Annotated in this window: 15 protein-coding genes; 8 read left to right on the plus strand and 7 right to left on the minus strand. The window is 37.8% G+C overall.

Annotation, left to right across the window (positions count from 1 at the left end; genetic code table 11):
• The first annotated feature begins 192 nt into the window (after nucleotides 1-192).
• Genes CPT03_RS00745 through CPT03_RS00755 form a run of 3 tightly spaced genes read left to right on the plus strand, consistent with a single transcriptional unit; the run spans nucleotide 193 to nucleotide 5845 of the window.
• A complete protein-coding gene (locus CPT03_RS00745; RefSeq protein WP_099437053.1) occupies nucleotides 193-1305 on the plus strand; it encodes an efflux RND transporter periplasmic adaptor subunit in 1113 nt (370 codons plus the stop codon).
• Between the two features lie 6 nt (nucleotides 1306-1311).
• Nucleotides 1312-4446 carry an efflux RND transporter permease subunit gene (locus CPT03_RS00750; protein WP_099437054.1) on the plus strand — a complete coding sequence of 1045 codons (3135 nt, stop codon included), beginning with the start codon at nucleotides 1312-1314 and terminating at the stop codon, nucleotides 4444-4446.
• Between the two features lie 19 nt (nucleotides 4447-4465).
• Nucleotides 4466-5845, plus strand: coding sequence for an efflux transporter outer membrane subunit (locus CPT03_RS00755; protein ID WP_099437055.1), 1380 nt, complete (start codon nucleotides 4466-4468; stop codon nucleotides 5843-5845).
• A 23-nt stretch (nucleotides 5846-5868) separates the two neighbouring features.
• On the opposite strand, the gene CPT03_RS00760 is transcribed toward CPT03_RS00755, so the two are convergent.
• A complete protein-coding gene (locus tag CPT03_RS00760) occupies nucleotides 5869-6330 on the minus strand; it encodes a type I restriction enzyme HsdR N-terminal domain-containing protein (protein WP_099437056.1) in 462 nt (153 codons plus the stop codon).
• A 46-nt stretch (nucleotides 6331-6376) separates the two neighbouring features.
• Here CPT03_RS00760 and holA point away from each other — a divergent pair, with 46 nt between their 5' ends.
• The 4 genes from holA (at nucleotide 6377) to CPT03_RS00780 (ending at nucleotide 14861) form a co-directional block, all read left to right on the plus strand.
• On the plus strand, nucleotides 6377-7402 hold the full coding sequence (gene holA, locus CPT03_RS00765) for a DNA polymerase III subunit delta (RefSeq protein ID WP_099437057.1): 1026 nt from the start codon (nucleotides 6377-6379) through the stop codon (nucleotides 7400-7402).
• 166 nt (nucleotides 7403-7568) lie between these two features.
• Complete coding sequence (locus CPT03_RS00770) at nucleotides 7569-8615, plus strand: NAD(P)-dependent alcohol dehydrogenase (protein WP_099437058.1); 1047 nt, start codon at nucleotides 7569-7571, stop codon at nucleotides 8613-8615.
• A gap of 266 nt (nucleotides 8616-8881) precedes the next feature.
• Nucleotides 8882-13831 (plus strand): PKD domain-containing protein, encoded by a 4950-nt coding sequence (locus tag CPT03_RS00775; protein ID WP_099437059.1) that lies wholly within the window; start codon nucleotides 8882-8884, stop codon nucleotides 13829-13831.
• A gap of 1 nt (nucleotide 13832) precedes the next feature.
• Nucleotides 13833-14861, plus strand: coding sequence for a PorP/SprF family type IX secretion system membrane protein (locus CPT03_RS00780; RefSeq protein WP_099437060.1), 1029 nt, complete (start codon nucleotides 13833-13835; stop codon nucleotides 14859-14861).
• A gap of 110 nt (nucleotides 14862-14971) precedes the next feature.
• On the opposite strand, the gene CPT03_RS00785 is transcribed toward CPT03_RS00780, so the two are convergent.
• The 4 genes from CPT03_RS00785 to CPT03_RS00805 form a co-directional block, all read right to left on the minus strand.
• Nucleotides 14972-15379 carry an SMI1/KNR4 family protein gene (locus tag CPT03_RS00785; protein WP_099437061.1) on the minus strand — a complete coding sequence of 136 codons (408 nt, stop codon included), beginning with the start codon at nucleotides 15377-15379 and terminating at the stop codon, nucleotides 14972-14974.
• A 204-nt stretch (nucleotides 15380-15583) separates the two neighbouring features.
• On the minus strand, nucleotides 15584-15841 hold the full coding sequence (locus CPT03_RS00790; RefSeq protein WP_099437062.1) for a hypothetical protein: 258 nt from the start codon (nucleotides 15839-15841) through the stop codon (nucleotides 15584-15586).
• A gap of 724 nt (nucleotides 15842-16565) precedes the next feature.
• The gene (locus CPT03_RS00800) at nucleotides 16566-16838 is read right to left on the minus strand and encodes a hypothetical protein (protein WP_099437064.1); all 273 of its coding nucleotides are present in this window, start codon (nucleotides 16836-16838) and stop codon (nucleotides 16566-16568) included.
• Nucleotides 16839-17066: 228 nt separating this feature from the next.
• Nucleotides 17067-17252, minus strand: coding sequence for a hypothetical protein (locus CPT03_RS00805; protein WP_099437065.1), 186 nt, complete (start codon nucleotides 17250-17252; stop codon nucleotides 17067-17069).
• A gap of 85 nt (nucleotides 17253-17337) precedes the next feature.
• On the opposite strand from CPT03_RS00805, the gene CPT03_RS00810 reads away from it, so the two are divergent.
• Complete coding sequence (locus tag CPT03_RS00810) at nucleotides 17338-17742, plus strand: EVE domain-containing protein (RefSeq protein ID WP_099437066.1); 405 nt, start codon at nucleotides 17338-17340, stop codon at nucleotides 17740-17742.
• Here the strand turns inward: CPT03_RS00810 and CPT03_RS00815 are convergent.
• Entirely contained in the window at nucleotides 17739-18938 is a 1200-nt protein-coding gene (locus tag CPT03_RS00815; RefSeq protein ID WP_099437067.1) for a sodium:proton antiporter, read from the minus strand. The two genes, CPT03_RS00810 and CPT03_RS00815, sit on opposite strands and share 4 nt — an antisense overlap.
• Before the next feature lie 41 nt (nucleotides 18939-18979).
• Complete coding sequence (locus CPT03_RS00820) at nucleotides 18980-19501, minus strand: acyl-CoA thioesterase (RefSeq protein WP_099437068.1); 522 nt, start codon at nucleotides 19499-19501, stop codon at nucleotides 18980-18982.
• Nucleotides 19502-19592 lie beyond the last annotated feature (91 nt).

The raw sequence follows: 19592 nt of genomic DNA on the forward strand, positions 1-19592 counted from the left end.
GCTTAACTTTTTAATGAAATAAGGAATTATAATTAAAATAGAAAAAGATGAAATTACCTTAATACTCCACATTTAATTAAATAACTCAACACTTAATTCGGGCGATAGATTATCGCTGTTAACCTTAACTGCCAAAAAGAAATTTTTTAGGAGATAGGGAATGCTTATGCCTTAAAAGAAAAATTACATTTTATGAAAACAATACAATTACTCTCACTAATTATTGGAATGCTACTGTTTGAAGCTTGCAGTCCAACACAAAGCCAAACACAGGAAGAAACTATTCAGGAATATCCGGTTTCAACATTACAAGCAAAAAATGCTGTTCTAAATACAGATTACACGGCAACTATCCAGGGACAGCAGAACATAGAGATCCGACCGAAAGTAGATGGTTTTGTTGAAGAGATACTTGTTGATGAAGGTGCGGTTGTAAAGAAAGGTCAGTTACTCTTTAAAATAAATGCCCCTCAGTACGAACAGGAAGTCAGAACGGCTGCAGCGGCAATAAAAAATGCAGAAGCAGAAGTAAATACCGCAAAAATGCAGGTTGAAAAGACTTTGCCATTAGTAAAAGAAGAGATTATAAGTAATTATGAACTTAAGCAGGCAAATTTTAATCTGAATGCTAAAGAGGCAGCTCTGACACAGGCAAAAGCAAGTTTGGCAAATGCCAGAACTAATCTTGGGTATACCCGAATAAATAGCCCAGCAGATGGGGTTGTTGGGAATTTACCCTATAAAACAGGAAGTCTTGTAAGCAGCTCATCTCAGCAGCCACTAACAACAGTTTCAAATATTGCCAATGTTTTTGCTTATTTCTCATTCAATGAAAAGCAGTTCCTGGATTTTACAGAAAACAACAAAGGGAAGACTATAAAGGATAAGCTAATGAATATTCCACCGGTAACCCTTTTGTTGGCTAATGGGACAGAATATTCAAAAAAAGGCAAGCTTGAGACCTTAAATGGATTAATTAATACAGAAACAGGTTCTGTCAATCTGCGGGCTAGTTTCCCTAATCCTGACGGATTGATCAGAAGTGGTGCAAGTGCACTTATTCGCATTCCATTAAAATTAAGCAGTGCATTATTGGTGCCAGTTAAAGCAACCTTTGAAATGCAGGAAAAAACAATGGTCTACACGGTCAGGAATGGTACTGTGAAAAGTACCGAGATAGAAATAATGGACATCCCTTCAGGCGAATTTTATGTAGTAACAAAAGGATTGAACCCGGGTGAACAGATTGTGACAGAAGGGATGGGAAGCCTGAAAGATGGAATGAAAATTAAAGCAAAACACTAAAATATTATGTTAAAGAAATTTATAGATAACCCGGTTTTGTCTACCGTTATATCGGTTATCATCGTTATAGTTGGATTATTAGGACTCTACTCATTGCCTATTTCCCAATACCCCGACATTGCCCCGCCAGCAGTTGAAGTGAGTACATCCTATCAGGGGGCAAGTGCAGATGTGGTAATGAAAAGCGTAATTGTTCCCCTCGAAGAAGAAATTAACGGAGTGGAACACATGACCTATATGACCTCTAAAGCTAGTAACGATGGGAGTGCCAGTATTACAATAAACTTTAAGCAAGGAACAGATCCGGACATGGCTGCAATTAATGTGCAGAACAGAATTACCAAAGCAACAAGTTTGCTGCCGGCCGAAGTAATCAAAGTGGGTATTACCACAAGTAAGCGGTTGAATAGTGAAGTATTTAGTTTCCTCTTATATAGCGAAGATGGAAAGTATGACCAAAAATTCCTGGACAACTACTTGAAAATTAATGTGATGCCCCAAATCAAAAGGGTTGAGGGTGTAGGTAATGCTGCTGTGTATGGAGGTATGGATTATAGTATGAGAATATGGCTTAAGCCGGATGCTATGGCCGCCTACGGATTAATTCCATCTGATATAACACAAGCCCTTGCAGAACAGAACATAGAAGCTGCACCAGGTAAAGTAGGAGAGAACAGTGGCCAGTCATTTCAATATACTTTAAAATATACAGGTAGACTTGAAAAACCGGCCCAGTTTGAAAACATTATCCTTAAGTCTGCCGGCAATGGGCAGGTACTTAAGTTAAAAGACATTGCTGAGGTAGACATGGGCTCTTTTACTTATTCGAGTACCATCATGGCGCAAGGTCATGAATCACCATATGTTGCAATCAATCAAACTTCAGGTTCCAATGCCAATGAGATCATAAAGAAGTGTATAAAAATACTGGACGATGCTTCATCAACCTTTCCAAAAGGAGTTAAGTACAGCGTATTTGCCAATGCAAATGAGTTTTTGGATGCTTCAATTTCTAAGCTTATAGTTACAATTATTGAGGCTTTTATATTGGTATTCATTGTTGTATTTATCTTTTTGCAGGATTTCCGTTCTACCTTAATTCCGGCCATTGCAGTTCCGGTAGCTATTATAGGAACATTCTTTTTCCTTAAGCTTTTTGGATTTACGATTAACCTGCTCACACTTTTTGCCCTGGTTCTGGCCATTGGTATTGTAGTAGATGATGCCATTGTAGTAGTAGAGGCGGTTCATGCTAAATTAGATCAGGGGGCTAAATCAGCTAAAAAAGCGACCATGCATGCTATGAGCGAAATTAGTGGTGCTATCATCTCCATAACGCTCATTATGGCTGCGGTGTTTGTTCCGGTAACCTTTGTTACGGGATCTGTGGGGGTGTTTTACAAGCAGTTTGGTTTAACACTTGCTGTAGCTATTATTATATCTGCTGTAAATGCACTTACTTTAAGTCCGGCACTTTGTGCATTGTTATTAAAGCCTCACGGTGAAAGTCATGAACAGAAAACAGGCTTTTTACAGCGTTTTTATGCTGGGTTTAATGCTTCATTCAGCACCATGACCAACCGTTATAAGAAGTCGGTTGTTTTCCTGATAGGAAAAAAATGGATCGCATTTGCGATAATCCTTGTATTTAGTCTTTTGTTCGGTTTTTTAGTTAAAACTACCCCAACCGGATTTGTACCCAATGAGGATAGCGGTTCTATATATGGTAATGTTATTTTACCTCCGGCAACTTCTTTGGAACGCACAGAATTCATTGCTAATAAAATAGACAGTATTGCCAGGTCTATTCCCGAAATTGAATTGTCATCAAGAGTTGCCGGTATGGATTTAATGAGTGGTACCGGAAGTTCGTATGCAGCCATATTTATCAGGTTGAAACCATGGAAAGAACGAACAAAAAAAGGACAGGATATTAAAAGTATTGTTGGTCAGCTGTTTGCAAAAACTGCAGAAATTAAAGGTGCCAGTATCATATTTTTTGCAGCACCAACATTACAAGGGTTTGGAAATAACGATGGTTTCGAGTTTCAGCTGCAGGATAAAACAGGGGGAAGCTACAAAGCATTTGATGCGGTGATAGGCAAATTTATGGGTACACTGAATCAGCGCCCCGAGATTATGTATGCGGCCATATCATACAATACAAGTTTCCCCCAATACGAGGTTAATGTAAACGTTGCAAAATGTAAAGAAGCTGGTGTTCCTGTTAATCGCGTGCTCGGAACATTACAGGGTTATTTAGGTGGTATTTATGCGTCAGATTTTAATCGTTTTGGTAAGCAGTACCGTGTAATGATCCAGGCTGAAGCCGAACAGAGAACTAATAAAGAAGCTATCAACCGGATATATGTAAGAAATGATAAAGGTGCAATGGCTCCAATATCAGAATTCATTACACTTAAAAAGATCTATGGTCCGGAATTTATAAACAGGTTTAACCTGTTTACTTCAGGGGCGGTAAATGGTGCCCCTAAGCCTGGTTATAGCTCAGGCGATGCGATAAAAGCTATTCAGGAAGTAGCTGCCCAGACTTTACCACAGGGTTATACATATGAGTTTTCAGGGTTGACTTTAGAAGAGTTGTCGAGTGGCAGTCAAACCCTGTTGATCTTTATGCTTAGCCTGCTGTTCATTTATTTCTTGTTAAGTGCACAGTATAAAAGTTATATTCTACCATTCTCAGTGTTACTTTCATTGCCTATAGGATTGGCCGGGGCATTCTTGTTTGCCCGGTTGTTTGGGCTTGATAACAACATATTCCTTCAAATCAGCTTGATTATGCTCATCGGCCTGCTCGCAAAAAATGCCATCCTTATTGTAGAGTTTGCGCTGATGCACCGACTTAGTGGAATGAGTTTAATTCAGTCGGTAATTTCAGGTGCTACAGCCAGATTAAGGCCAATTTTGATGACCTCATTTGCCTTTATTTTCGGTTTGCTTCCATTAATGATTGCTACCGGAGCAGGGGCTTTAAGCAACCGCTCAATTGGAACTGCTGCGGTTGGAGGAATGCTTATAGGTACAGTATTCGGAGTATTTGTGATCCCTGCTTTGTTTGTGGTTTTTCAATCTCTTCAGGAGAAAATATCCGGTATACGCAAAAACAATGAAGTTTTATAATTCCTAAGAAATAAATGTAATGAGAAAATATATAGGGCTAATGATTTTATTGACTGTGCTGGTTTCATGCCAGGTGTCAAAAAAATATGAAAGGCCAACAATAGAAACTAAGAATGTCTACAGGGATCAACAATTGGTTGATACAGCCAATATTGCTACTATACCATGGCAAAAATTATTTAGTGATCCTGTTTTAATTGAACTGATAACAGAGGGGTTACAGCAAAACCTAGATTTAAAAATAGCTGTAGAACATATAAACGCAGCCAGAGCGTGCTTTAAACAGAGTAAGGCTGCCTTTTTACCGGACTTAAATGGTAATGCAGCCATAACCAGGTCAAAACTGGCCTACCCACAAGGGTTTGGTATTATCAGCTCATCAACCCAGCTCGATGTAGGGTTAACAGCCAGCTGGGAAGCCGATATTTGGGGTAAACTCAGAAGCAGTAAGCGTAGTGCATTAGCTGGTTTGTTGCAAACTGAAGAAGCTAGAAAAGCTGTGCAAACACAATTGATTTCCGAAATTGCAAATAACTATTTTACGCTTTTGGCTTTGGATGAACAGTTAATTGTTTTAGAGAAAACCGTGGCCAATAGAAAAACAGACGTAAGCACAATGAAATCTTTAAAAGCTGCAAATATAGTAACCGGAGCTGCAGAGGTACAGAGTGAAGCCAATCAGTATGCCGCAGAAGTTGCTATCCCACGTTTAAAAAGGCAAATAAGAGAAACGGAAAACGCGATGAATGTTTTACTGGTTCGCGAGGCCGGCTCCATAAATAGGAAGTCATTAGAATCTCAGCAATTGTCTTTAGATCTGAATATTGGTATTCCTGCTCAATTACTTCAAAACAGGCCGGATGTTAGACAGGCAGAGTATGCTTTTATGCAGGCTTTTGAGACAACCAATGTTGCCCGGAAATTGTTTTATCCATCATTCAGTATAACTGCTTCCAGTGGTTTTACCAGTTTCAGTTTCAAAGACTGGATTACTCCTTCGGGTCTGTTTGCAAATATTGCAGGGGGTATTGCACAGCCGATCTTTAATAAAGGTGCAAACAAAGCCCGGTTAACAGCAGCCAGTGCCGCTCAGCAAGAATCGGCCTATCTGTTCCAGAAATCATTATTAAAGGCAGGAGAGGAAGTCTCGAATGCACTTTTCTCTTATCATACTGCAATTGAACAGCAAAATATAAGAACGAAGCAATTGCAATCGCTGCAGAAATCTGTTGACTTTACAAAAAAACTATTAAGGTATAGTTCAGCCACAAATTATACAGATGTATTAACTTCCGAACAAAACCTGCTATCGGCACAGCTGGATAATATAGGAGATAAACTGCAGCAATGGCAGGCAGTAATTACCCTTTATCGCGCTCTTGGGGGCGGGTGCCAATAAAAATAAGAAGAAACGGTTTGTATTTATAAGAATTGATATTCAGGAAGATCTTTTATAAATACAAACCGTTCCTCTTTGTGATCTATTGTTGCATAACAATGCATTAATCCGTTTGTTACTACCAGCCATCTGGTTTTATGCACTGAATTGTACCGGGCGGCCTGATCAAAAGTAGCCTGACTTATTTTAACAGCGGGAGCCTTACATTCAATAACCATTATTCTCTCTCCATGGGTATTGAAAATAACAATGTCTGTTCTTTTCTGAAGCTTATTTAAGCTTAGCCCACCCTCAATTTGAATTAGTGATTTTGGGAATTTCTTTTCCAGTATAAGGAACTGTATAAAGTGCTGTCTAACCCATTCTTCGGGTGTAAGTATCAGGTGCTTTTTTCTTACCTCGTCAAATATAAAATAACGCGATTCCTTTAAGGTAATTTTGAAAGGATACTGAGGTAGGTTAAGTGCTGTTGGTATAAATGACATTTGTGTAAAAATAGGCAAAAAATTTTATCTAAGTTTGACCTATCATATGAGTGCTGCAGATATAATCAAAGACATTAAAGCCAGAAAATTTAAACCCGTGTATTTATTGCATGGCGAAGAACCTTATTACATCGATCAGATCATCCATTACATGGAAAGTAATGTGTTGAATGATATGGAAAGAGGGTTTAATCAAACAGTTCTGTATGGAAAAGATACAGATATGGCCACCATTATGAATGCTTCCAAGCGCTACCCTATGATGTCTGACTATCAGCTGATCATTGTAAAAGAAGCTCAGGATTTGAAATGGGCTAAGGAGACTGAGGGAAGTAGTAAAGAGGCTGAGTTTGTACTCAATTATTTTGAAAAACCGATGCCAACCACAATCCTGGTATTAGGTTATAAGTATGCTAATTTCGACAAGCGTAAGAAAATTTATAAAGCAATTGATAAGAGTGGTGCTATATTTCAATCAGAACTGGTAAGAGATTACAAATTGGCCGGCTGGATAGATGATCTTGTAAAAGAAAAAGGCTACAAAATTGCTCCTCAGGCATCAGCATTAATGGCAGAATATCTGGGTACTGATCTTTCCAAGATTGCTAATGAAATAGAAAAACTGCTTTTAAATATAACTAAAGAAACAACAATTGATACTGACCTTGTTCAAAAAAATATAGGAATAAGTAAAGAGTATAATGTTTTTGAATTGCAGAAAGCCCTGGCGGTAAAGAATGTTTTAAAATGTAATCAGATCATCAACTATTTTGCTGATAACCCCAAAGCCAACCCAATGGTTATGGTTATGGCCAATTTGAATTCATATTTTTCAAAGATCTTAAAGTATCATTACCTGCAGAATAAAGGCGATGCCGCTAAAGAACTAGGGGTAAACCCATATTTTATTAAAGACTATGAGGCCGCTGCCCGTAGTTATAGCCTTAATAAAACTTTTGATATCATTAGCCTTTTAAGAGAATATGATTTAAAGAGCAAAGGGGTAGACAGTACAGGCAATACTACCGATGGTGAATTGTTAAAAGAGTTGTTATTTAAGATGATCCACTAATCCCTTTTTTTGATAAAATTAGTTAATTTTATAACTCACATGTCAGAAGTCACTGATTTGTCATTACTTCAAAATGTTTGAAATGCGTAATAAATGCTTTGAATTGTGTAATGAATCTTTATGCTACCTGATGTAGATTTGTCTTACTATAAAATGTAAATTAACTATGATACAAGCCAAAGGTTATGCAGCACAAGATGCTGAAACAGATTTAGCCGCCTGGAGTTTTGAACGCAGGGAGGTTGGACCACATGATGTTCAGCTGGAAATATTATACTGTGGTGTTTGTCACTCTGATCTTCACCAGATAAAGAATGATTGGTTCCCGGGAGTATTCCCAATGGTGCCTGGACATGAAATTGTTGGAAGAGTAATTAAGGTGGGCGACCATGTAAAGAAATTTAAAAATGATGATCTTGCTGGTGTAGGATGTATGGTAGACTCGTGTCAGACTTGCGAAAATTGCAAGGAAGGGCTAGAGCAGTATTGCCTCGAAGGGAGCACACAAACTTATAATAATAAAGGTAGAGATGGCGTACCTACCTATGGTGGTTATTCCAATACTATTGTCGTTCGCGAGGAATTTGTACTCCATATTTCCGATAAATTGCCACTTGCAGCAACAGCGCCATTGCTTTGCGCAGGCATCACTACTTATTCGCCGCTGCGTCACTGGAAAGTTGGTAAAGGCCATAAGCTTGCAGTTTTAGGACTGGGAGGTTTAGGACACATGGGAGTGAAATTTGGTGTGGCCTTTGGTGCTGAAGTAACAGTTTTAAGTACATCAGCTTCAAAGGAAGAAGCTGCCAGAGCATTAGGAGCACATAATTTCGTTGTTACGTCTGATCCTGCACAGTTGGATGCTGTTAGAGGTTCATTCGATTTTATTCTGGATACTGTTTCTGCAGAGCACGATATGAATATGTACCTGTCATTGCTAAGAACAAATGGTGTACATATGTGTGTTGGGGTTCCATCTGAGCCATACTCAATTCATCCGTTTTCACTTTTGGGAGGCCGCAAAAGCGTTGCAGGTTCAGGCATAGGTGGTATACCTGAAACTCAGGAAATGCTTGATTTTTGCGCTGAGCACAATATCGTTTCAGATATTGAAATGATTGATATTAAAGATATAACTGCTTCGTATGCAAGAATGCTTAAAGGCGATGTGCGTTACAGATTCGTAATTGACATGGCTACACTTGGTGGGTAATATTTTGCCTGACCTTTTTCAAACCCGCATTTAAATATATTTAAATGCGGGTTTTTATTTTTCCTTAAAATTAACCTTACAGGAAAATCACCTTTTAGTAGCATAGTCTTGATAATGACCGATAAACAAGTATTTGCTTAATGAAATTTACTTTATCAAAAATAAATACAAGACAAATTTGATAGTATTAATAATTAGAATGATTATTAATGAATAAAATGAACAATAAGTAAAAAAATATCTATTTTTATCATAATCCTTATTATATGATAAAACGGTTACTTTTACTGACGCTTATTTTATTTTTTTATCATATTTCTATAGCATTTTCTCAAATTACTATAGATCAGGTTGCACCCGGGCCTTATGCCCCCGGATCAAGTATAGCAGCAACTTTTACCATAGGTGCGGGGTGCATGGATAAAGCGACTAATAAGTTTGAGCTTTATTTATCAGATGCCGCAGGGAATTTTGTTTCAACTGCCCCTATTGGTTCTTATACTGGTTTTTATACTACCTTCGTCAACGGAATAATCCCTCAGGGAACACCAGCTGGAACTGGATACAGACTAAGAGTAAAATCGACTAATCCGGTGTTTATGGCTGATAGTGGGCCTTTTACAATTGGAGCAGCTACAGTGGTTACTGCAAAGCTTTCATCTGCTTCTACACTCAGTACAAATCCTTTAACTTTTGGTTCTTGTGAAACAGATATTAACCAGGGGGAAACGGTATTTAGTTTTACAAATAAGTCGACTATTGGAAATACTGTAGTAACATTAAAAGATGAACTTAATGGAGGTACTCCCACAACTATAAGTTTTACTTCAGCAGATGAGTTAAAAACGTACACTGCAAAGCTAACGCATTATACAATGTTTGTTAAAACCACGGCAGCAGATGGCTCTGTAGGCACTCAAGCTTATTTTCTAATTAACAATTTGGCTGTTACGGCATTTACTACAACAAGTGGAAATACTGTCTGTTTCCCAATAGGTACTTTTGATTATTTAGTTAATTTAGACAGAGATGGGGGAATAAAGGACAATTTTCCCGGGAACATTTATCATATTGATTGGGGTGATGGCAATAGCAATGATTATAGCTATTGCGACATACTGAACCTTGCAGGAAAGGTTTCCCATACCTTTACAAAGTCGTCTTGTGGACTGACATATACCTCTGGGAATCAAACAACTTATAATGCGTTTGGGATCAATGTTGGCGTAGTTAGCCCATTTTGTGGCAAGATAGGTTCCCCTTTATCTACCGCAGCACGAGTGGTTTCCAGGCCTAAAAATATGATCGATGGGCCAGCTGTCGCCTGTTTAGGAAATGTAACCTTTAATAACATCTCAATTCCAGGTGAGCGGGCTAATACTAATGATCCACGCTGTGCACAAAATTCACTTCTTTATACCTGGGCTGTTGATGGTGAGGATGTTGCATCTAACAAACCATTGTCGTTTAATTTGGTTCACAATTTTACAACAAAGGGACAGCATACGATCAGGCTAACTTCAATTAATGTTGGTGGGACTTGTCAGGCAGATCCGGTAGAGTTTACTATCTGTGTTCAAGATCCGCCTAAGCCAAGCTTTACCTTGCCAAGCAATACGATTTGTTTAACTACAGGTACGCTTACACCAAACAGCAGTTCTACTATATTAGATAATACTTGTTCAGCTGCTGTTCCGATATATACCTGGGTGGTAACACCTGCGGCAGGTGTTACCTACATGTCAGGGACAAACTCGCATAGTCCAAATCCTCAATTTAAATTTACTAGGGCTGGCATTTACAATATTCATTTGGAAATAGCATCAGGAACCTGTTCAGTGGCCACTGCTAATCAGCGTGTAGTAGTAAATGCTGAACCAACTATTACAATGTCTCCTGATATTACATTATGCAGTACCGGACCACAGACCTTTGGTCCAGATGAAATCAGTACAAAAACTACGGCTAATGGAACGGCAGATGAAGTGGATGGTACTTATTTCTGGACTGTCACAGGAGGGAATTATAACTTTGTAGCCCCATTTAATGCTGCCTCAAAATATCCAGTCATTAATTTCACAGAATACGGAAAGGAATATACAATCACATTTGTTCACAAAAACAGTTGTAATCCTATTGGGGTTACAGGAACACAGAAAATTATCCTTTCACAAGCGCCCCTAGTAGATATCATTCCAGGATCCAATTCCATTTGCAATACCGCGACTGTTAGTTTAACAGGAACCATTAATCCGGATCGGAGTTCTTTTGCCTGGGATAACGGCGTGAACAGTACGGGGTTTTCAGCTCCAAACAGTTTAACCACTACTTATACACCTACAATGGCAGAGCGTGCGGCAGGTTTGGCTAAAATCTATTTAAGAGTAAACACAGGTCTTGCTGGAGACTGTGCAGTTGTATTTAAAGAAGTTGACATTACTATTTTCCCAGAGAACAAATTATCAAATACAAATAATGCAAAAGCCATCTGTACAGGAACTTCGGTTGATTTTACATCAACTTCAGAAGTATCCGGTACAACCTTTAGCTGGACTGCCACCAATGCCGATGGAAATGCTGCGGGGGGAAGTTACTCTGCTACAGGAAGTGGACCTATTATAAATGACATCATAACTAATACAAGTTCAACAGCAAACGCCACTGTGGTCTACACCATTACCCCTGCAGCAAATGGTTGTCCGGGCACACCTTTTACGCTTACTGTAACCGTTATTCCTAAACCAATATTGACAGCCACAGCAGCCAAGCCCATTATCTGTAGCGGAGATCAGGCAGGGATTAATTTAACCTCTAACCTTGCTGCTCCCACAGTAACTTATTATACCTGGACCAGAACACCAGCGGCGGGTATAAGCGGTAATCCAGATCAAACTACTCCAGTGGCAGTAACGTCAATTAACGAAATTCTTACCAGTACAGCAACCACCAATATAGTTGTAACTTATACAATTACACCTCAATTACTGAACGGATGCCCTGGAGAACCCGTGCAAGTATCTGTTACCGTACGACCTCCGGTAACAGGAAATACCGTGACCGGAGAGCAGGCAATTTGCAGGGAATCTATGCCGACGCAATTGCTAGGTTCTGTGCCCATTGGTGGAGATGGCATCTATTTTTATCAGTGGCAATCAAGCCTAGATGGAAATACATGGACAGATATTTCAAATGCAAATGCTCAGAATTACCAGCCGGGAGTTCTTACTGAAACTACTTATTACAGACGCGGCATAAGTACCTCAGCATGCAGCGGCACAATACAAAGCCTTAGCGCAGCTGTTAAGGTCACCATCAACCCAAATGCAAAAGCAGAGTATACGTATGGCAATACATTAAGTTCCTGCGCACCGTTTGCTTTGCCCATTACCGCAGTGCTTTATCCGGATAGAAATGATACCTATACCTGGATAATCAATGCAAATGGAAACATTACTCAATCTACCGGACCAGTATTTCCAGGATATACCATTCAAAACCCAAATGAACGTGTTATCGTAAAACTTGTGGTTACAAGTAGTTTGGGGTGTGAGAGTAGCGAATTTAGCCAGGAATTCACCACGATACAAAAAAATGTCCCTTCCTTCACTCCGGTGACTACAGTAAATTGCGGGCCAACACCAGTTACCTTTGTGAATACCTCTATACAGAATGGTGATACATCCTTTAAATGGGATTTTGGCAATGGCCAAACTTCTAACCTTGTTACACCTGCTGCCGTTACTTTTAATCCTAGTCCTTCAGGAAAAGATACAACCTACGTAGTAACCTTGTATGCTATTACACCTTGCGGCGCTGACTCTATAAAAGGGACTGTATTGATAAAATCGGAGCCTAAACCTGTATTCTCGCCCAGCGAAACTTCAGTATGTTCACCAGCGCTGATCACGTTTACAAATAATTCGCCCCTGCAATCAGGTACCCGATATTCATTTGACTTTGGTGATGGATCTCCAATCCTTGTAACAAACGCCAGGTCAAGTGTAACACATGTTTACCGAGCAACTACAACCACACTGCGTTTCAATGCCATTATGACGGCAGTAAATTCATGTGGTACCAAATCTACTGTACCTTATATTATAGAAGTGAGGCCTAATAATGTCAATGCTGAACTTGTGGTTAGTGGGAATCAAAAAAGAGGATGTGCGCCTTTTAAAGTAACCTTCGACAACAATTCTACAGGTGCTGATCAATTTAGTGTAGACTTTAATGACGGCACCCAACCAAGGCAATCTATCCTATCACCAGAAAGATTTGATTACACCTTTACAAGGCCGGGTATTTACAAAGTGATGCTGATAGCAACAAGCCATAATTGTGCAAGAGATACTACCTATGAAGAGATTGAAGTGCTGGCTCAACCGATACCAACATTTGAGGCCGACATTACCCAAGGTTGTCCGGGGCTGCAGGTTCAATTTAAAAATACCACACAGGATACAAATATTACAGGCTTTATATGGGATTTTGGAGATGGGACACCAACATTTACCGGAGTTGAACCACCTGTACATACTTATACCGGAGATCAGGAATATTATACCGTAACGCTTACAGCAAGCAATTCGCTTGGTTGTTCAAATACTGAGGTAAAAGTGCAATATATTCATATAATGCCTCCGCCTTTAGCACTTTTTGATGTTGATCCTTCCATTCAGATCAGTATCCCTAATTATACCTTCAAATTTATCGATCAAAGTCAAAACAATCCTGATCAATGGATTTGGGATTTTGGAGATGGCTCAGGGTCATCCGAAAGGTACCCGTCACATACCTATGCTGATACAGGAACATATAAAGTAACTTTAAAAGTGATCAATCAAAATGGTTGTTTCACCACTTCAGTTAAGAATGTAAGAATTAACGGTGTACCCGGATATCTGTTTGTGCCAAATTCCTTTATACCTGGCAGCCAAAGCACTGAACTTAGGCAGTTTAAAGCTAAAGGGTCAGGCATTAAATCTTGGAGGATGTCGGTTTTTAACAAATGGGGACAACTCATATGGGAGACAACCAAACTTGAAGATGGGCATCCTCAGGAAGGTTGGGACGGAACATATCGCAATGCAGAACTGCCTCAGTCTGTTTATTATTGGAAAATTGATGTCGAATTCATTAATGGATCACAATGGAAAGGGATGGCATATGATAATAGTGCACCAAAACGTACAGGTCCAATACATTTAATCAGATAATATGGCAAAGACATTAAAAATTCTATTGATTTTGCTAACCACAGTGGGTCTAGGCTTTGCTTCTGCGCAAGACCATATTTATTCACAGTTTTTTAACCAGCCTATATATCTAAACCCTTCTTTAACAGGTCAGTTTGAAGGGGATATCAGAATGAACCTTATATATAGAAATCAATGGTCTGGCTTAAGCGGAGATCTATCGTATATTTCAGCTTCTGCCGATTTAAATATTGCTAAATTCCCAGGTGGAGTAGGGTTGATTTTTAACCGTTCAAGTGAGGGTACAGCATATTTAGTTAAAAATAATGCAGCAGCTACCTATTCCTATAGTGTTGGGGGCGATGATTTTGTATTGTCGTTTGGTATCCAGGCTGGTTTTACCAATAGAAATATAGACTGGAGTAAATTGGTTTTTTCTGATCAGATAGATCCTCGCTTAGGGTATATTCCTGGTAGTATCTCTGCTGCAAATCCACCAGACATCTCCAATAAATTTTTCTTTGATGCGGCAACAGGTGTAAATCTTGTTTATCGTAATTTTATGCTAGGAACAGCTTTGCATCATATTAACAGGCCCGACGAATCCTTTAGCGGAACACAGGCCAAGCTTCCAATGAGAATTACCGTAAACGCAAGTTTTAAGATTCCGCTGACTCCATATTTTGATTATAATCAAGACGAAGGGGCTTCTCTTATACCCTCTGTAGTTTATTACAGACAAGCAAGTAATAGCAATATAAGTGTGGGAGCTCAATTTAAATATAAGAGTTTAAATACGGGGCTTTGGTATCGTACCGGACCACAGAATGGACCCGATGCAATTGTTCTCTCCCTGATTTTTGATCTTTTTAAAGGCAAGCGTAATGGAGAAAAATTAAGGCTGGGTATAAGCCACGACGCAACAACCTCAAAAATTAATTATACCAATACAAGTGGCACCACCGAAGCAAGTATTGGATATGAAAAATACTTTCCAAATAGTTCTGGTTATAATCGTTTTAACGGGTTAAGGTGTTATGACTTCTTTTAGATCAACTATGGGTTTAAATAATAGAAATAAAAAGCATAATTTTGCCAACGGTTTTGTCGGTGCCGACACTAAAAACCTACTTTAATTAAAGAAAACAAATGAATCATTGGTTACTCTTTGTTATAGAGATATTCAAGAAATTCTAGAAAATTGTTACCACAAAAATCTATATAATCTGTTTCGAAATTGGACATTAGGCCGAATGAATGAAATGTTCTATTGAATTTATGAAATGCATACCCAGTATCAGCGGCATCTTTACCAAACAAAAACAAATCAGGGATTTGCTCCATTAGTAGATTATAATCTTCATTAAGTGAAATTAATTCACTAAGTGAAAATAATTGAAGCCAGCTACCGGCTCCAATTTCTCCTTCGCCACCATCATGCTCTCTCATAATTTCAATGTAATCTCCGGGGAGATCAAACTCTAAATTAAGTTTTAGACTCACTAAATGTTCCTCATTTTTAGTGTTCCAATAGAAATATTTAAAATATTTTTCAAATTCTTGTCTCATAATTATGTATTGAAATTCATTACTTTATTCTAAAATGGAGTCACTTGTTGTCTATGAAAACTTCCATCCAAAAATATCTGATTGTTTATATTAACAGGGCTGCCTCCAAATTTAATTGGAACTACAATATTTTAATCCTTATTCCTGTAATAGATAATGATTGCACCAACGATAAAGAATGGTAAGAATTAAAGGTATTGAATTTTAATAATTGCTTGCTGGTTGCCTAATTACGTTTCTTACGGTATATATTAAATCCTTCACAATATCTCCAAATCTACTTGAAGTCCCATTGTACTCAAAGGTGTGGTAAAGTTCCTTTACAGGATCGTAAATGGTAAATAACAGTGGGTTCTTTTTTGGTTGATGATAAGCATTGTATCCATCAAGTGGCTGATATCCTACTAGATATTTAGGTTTAGATTTTGATCGTTTAACAAACTTAAAGTTGTGAATATACATAAGGCTCTGCTAATTGACTATTATGTAAATTACATAATCTTAATAAAAAGTCAAAAGGCTGGGATGTGATTAAGACATTGAGAGTTGAAAAATTTCAAGTGCTTTTTATCATTGGGACGATTAGATATTCTTATATTACAAGTCAATTAACTCTCGTAACATATGAAATTTGTTGCATTATTTATTTTGTCTTTTGCACTGTTATCTGCGCTGCCTTTTTTGTGGAACCAATTTTCATTTGTCAAAGTAGGGTTTCCTTTTACATATTTGGAGAAAACGAATTATGAATCCCCAGAATTTACTAGTACAACAATTTCTTTAATAAGGGAAAACTTATTATATGATTTGGTTATTGTAGCAATTTTTACTTTGATGCTAACCACTTTCTTACGTAGCGGAGAGAAATCTAATTGATTGCCTCTCGAGGTAGGAGAGATGATTTACCCGCTTGTTTTCAGAAAATCCTTATGATGCACAGCAGCCCACCCAAAACGACTACCACCAATATGATGAGAAAAAAAATAGAAGGGTAGAAGAGACTATACAGAGTCGGTTTTTCCTCAACAGTTGAAAGTTTTTCAGATTTAGCTAGTTTACGAGCTTCAAGCCTTTTCTTGATGGGGTGGCCTGTAATTAAAGATGGTGATCGGTGATAGAGCATTCTCTAATTTACTAATAATTTCCGGTAATTGGTTGATAATTAGGGTTAAATGTATTGGTGTTGTTACTTCTTTATTATTTCCATCCATTGATTACCTTTTTTCTTCATTACGCTATCACCGACTTCTACATTTGTTAAACCATCATACCACCTAACCCATTCTAGGTCAAAATCCTTGTTGTTAACTGTTATTATCTTATAATAGCTTGAAGTAGATGTGACTTTTTGGACTCTTCCGTTAAACTCATAATTAATTGCCCTTAATGCTTTGTAACCTAAAAGGAGCCAATAGCAAAAAAAACCAACCAGAACAGCATATTGCAAATACTTTTTCATTACTAAGATTTATTCAAAATTACAGTAATTAGTGAAGCACAAAGTCTTTATTTTACCGATGGATTGATTATTAAATGCCTCTCGTTTACCTAACCAATAATCAATGCAATTAAGGATAGTCGATGTAGAATTTAAAGTAACTTCGTTTTGAAGGTTGGTTATTGGATTCCAATTGTTACTAAGCATCAATGCTAATTCCTTAACTATAACTTTGGCTTCTTCTTTTACCTATTTGATATTTCCACCATTTTTACCAACATACCTTCTAATTCTTTCTGATTTATTAGCTTTGGCATTTAAATAATAGAAATAAACAAAAGGCTTGTTTGAACCTGTAAAGGTTTTTGGGATGTTAAGATAGAACTCATAATCTTCCCAGATGTGTATCAACTGAGATTGTTTTGACTGTTTCATAAAGTTGCGTTTGTCGCCACTTTTGTTGCCAATTCGAAAATTGAACTAAAAAACCGCCTTTAAACCACTTTAAACACGGAAACAAATGAATCATTGGTTAGTAAAATCAGAGCCTTTTAAATACAGCTGGGAGAAATTTAACAAAGACGGCAGAACCTTTTGGGATGGTGTGCGCAACTATCAGGCGCGTAATAACCTGAAAGAGATGAAAGAAGGAGATCTAGTTTTATTCTATCACAGTAATGAAGGCAAAAATGTTGTTGGTATAGCAAAGGTGGTAAAAGAGTTTTATCAGGACCCAACTACCGATGATGCTAACTGGGTGGTAGTAGATTTATCTCCTGTTGAGGCACTGAAAAACCCTGTCAGTCTGGAGCAGATCAAGGCAGAAGAAAGCCTGAAAGACATTTCATTGGTTAGACAAGGCAGATTATCTGTAATGCCACTTAGAGCAGCAGAATTTGATAAAATATTAGAAATGGGTAGCTAATGCAGTCCCGAATAAGGTTCTGCTCTTACATATTTCTTTGATAAGAGCAGGCCCATACTCATTATTAAGCTCGATCCCAGTACAACAACAAACAAAAAAGGAGTTCCTACTTCGGGTATTTTAAGCGCTTGCGGAAGGTTAAAATAAAGCAAAATACTAATGAGCCCTCTGGGTGCAATAAAAGTTTCGGCCCCGCTATTTTCCTTTCTAAAGATTTTAAGATAAGTAAACCTGATTATAAATACCGAAGCAAGCATAATTAAGCCGTTTATAATAACAATTTGATCATTAAGCTGATAAATGTTCATTGTAAAACCAAATATTACAAAGAAAAATGTTCTTAAAATAAAGGCACTTTCGGCCGATAGCTGGTGTAGTTGGGTTAAATCGTTAGATAAATTCTTATAAATAAAAATACTCCTGAACCAGACATACTTAATTGTATCGGCATTGTTTAAAAACAAACCAAAAGAAAGTATTAAAATAAGTGCCGACAAGTGGTACGACTGGCCAATTGCATACACCATTATCAATATCGAAATAATCAGGAAAAATTTGATATGATGCGATATCTTTCCCATAATATAAAGCAATACAATACACGAAATAGCTGATAATATAAGTATCAATATTGTGCTTAATCCCAATCCGGTAAACGACGAAGTGGAAATATGAGGGTTAGAAATAGCAAAATTAAATAGTATAATTCCCAGTATGTCAGAAAACGACGATTCGTAAATGATAAACTCTTTACCTTTTTTAGATAACGCTGCGGCCGATGGAATAGCAATAGCCGAACTAATAACACTAAATGGAATTGCATTGGTAAAACAGGTATAAAGATCTTTTCCTGTAATCTCATATATAATAAAAGTAATAACAGAAACAGAGGCAATCAGTATTACAAGAGCTGATAGAAACGCCCCTTTAATGATTTTATTCTTATCCCGATCATACTTTAATTCAAGGGATCCCTCAAAAACAATCATAATTAAGCCAACAGTACCCAGAGCGGGCAAAATCTTTAAAAAGTCAAAGGTTTCGAGCTTAAGGTTGTCTACAAGTACGCGCAGGCCAATACCCAACAGTAATAGCAATAACACTGAGGGTAATTTAGTTTTACTGGCAACAAGGTCAAATAAATAAGAGAAGATGACCAGGCCGCTTAAAATGATTAGTGTAGTGTAGGTCGTCATTTTTCCTATTTATTTAATAACAGCATACCCGCTGTTATTGTTTATTCTTTAAAAAAAAGGGCTTTCAGCTCAACAGCATCATTTGGCATCATCTTTCCACTCAATATCAAACGCAATTGTCTTCTTCTTAACGCCCCTGCAAATAATTCGATTTCTTCTTCAGTTTCAGGTTTTAATTCCGGAATGGGAATAGTCCTTCCACTTTGGTCAACGGCTACAAAAGTATAATAAGCCTCATTTGATTTTACCCGGCTTCCCGAAGGAATATTTTCAGCCCATACATCTAACCTCACCTCAACAGAGGTATTAAATGAGCGGGTCACTTTGGCCTCAATTGTAATCACATCACCAAGCTTTATAGGCTGTTTAAATGATACATTATCCACAGACGCCGTTACCACAATTCTATTGCAATGTTTTTGTGCAGATATTGCTGCAGCAATATCCATCCAGTGCAATAATCTGCCACCCATTAAATTATTAAGCGTATTGGTGTCGTTGGGTAATACCAACTCATTCATGATGGTGAATGAATCCTTCGGATTTTTTACTTTTGTACTCATCTTTGGCAAAAGTAAACAAAATTCAACAAATCACTTTTATATGATAAAAGGAGTATCTTAGTTCTATAATGGTTAGTATGTCTGCCCTCTT

It is taken from the genome of Pedobacter ginsengisoli, from assembly GCF_002736205.1.
GTDB lineage: Bacteria > Bacteroidota > Bacteroidia > Sphingobacteriales > Sphingobacteriaceae > Pedobacter > Pedobacter ginsengisoli_A.

Bases quoted from the DNA above. Each gene is read 5' to 3' on its own strand.
- CPT03_RS00745 (WP_099437053.1), top strand. From the start codon at position 193: ATGAAAACAATACAATTACTCTCACTAATTATTGGAATGCTACTGTTT.
- CPT03_RS00750 (WP_099437054.1), top strand. From the start codon at position 1,312: ATGTTAAAGAAATTTATAGATAACCCGGTTTTGTCTACCGTTATATCG.
- CPT03_RS00755 (WP_099437055.1), top strand. From the start codon at position 4,466: ATGAGAAAATATATAGGGCTAATGATTTTATTGACTGTGCTGGTTTCA.
- CPT03_RS00760 (WP_099437056.1), bottom strand. From the start codon at position 6,330: ATGTCATTTATACCAACAGCACTTAACCTACCTCAGTATCCTTTCAAA.
- holA (WP_099437057.1), top strand. From the start codon at position 6,377: ATGAGTGCTGCAGATATAATCAAAGACATTAAAGCCAGAAAATTTAAA.
- CPT03_RS00770 (WP_099437058.1), top strand. From the start codon at position 7,569: ATGATACAAGCCAAAGGTTATGCAGCACAAGATGCTGAAACAGATTTA.
- CPT03_RS00775 (WP_099437059.1), top strand. From the start codon at position 8,882: ATGATAAAACGGTTACTTTTACTGACGCTTATTTTATTTTTTTATCAT.
- CPT03_RS00780 (WP_099437060.1), top strand. From the start codon at position 13,833: ATGGCAAAGACATTAAAAATTCTATTGATTTTGCTAACCACAGTGGGT.
- CPT03_RS00785 (WP_099437061.1), bottom strand. From the start codon at position 15,379: ATGAGACAAGAATTTGAAAAATATTTTAAATATTTCTATTGGAACACT.
- CPT03_RS00790 (WP_099437062.1), bottom strand. From the start codon at position 15,841: ATGTATATTCACAACTTTAAGTTTGTTAAACGATCAAAATCTAAACCT.
- CPT03_RS00800 (WP_099437064.1), bottom strand. From the start codon at position 16,838: ATGAAAAAGTATTTGCAATATGCTGTTCTGGTTGGTTTTTTTTGCTAT.
- CPT03_RS00805 (WP_099437065.1), bottom strand. From the start codon at position 17,252: ATGAAACAGTCAAAACAATCTCAGTTGATACACATCTGGGAAGATTAT.
- CPT03_RS00810 (WP_099437066.1), top strand. From the start codon at position 17,338: ATGAATCATTGGTTAGTAAAATCAGAGCCTTTTAAATACAGCTGGGAG.
- CPT03_RS00815 (WP_099437067.1), bottom strand. From the start codon at position 18,938: ATGACGACCTACACTACACTAATCATTTTAAGCGGCCTGGTCATCTTC.
- CPT03_RS00820 (WP_099437068.1), bottom strand. From the start codon at position 19,501: ATGAGTACAAAAGTAAAAAATCCGAAGGATTCATTCACCATCATGAAT.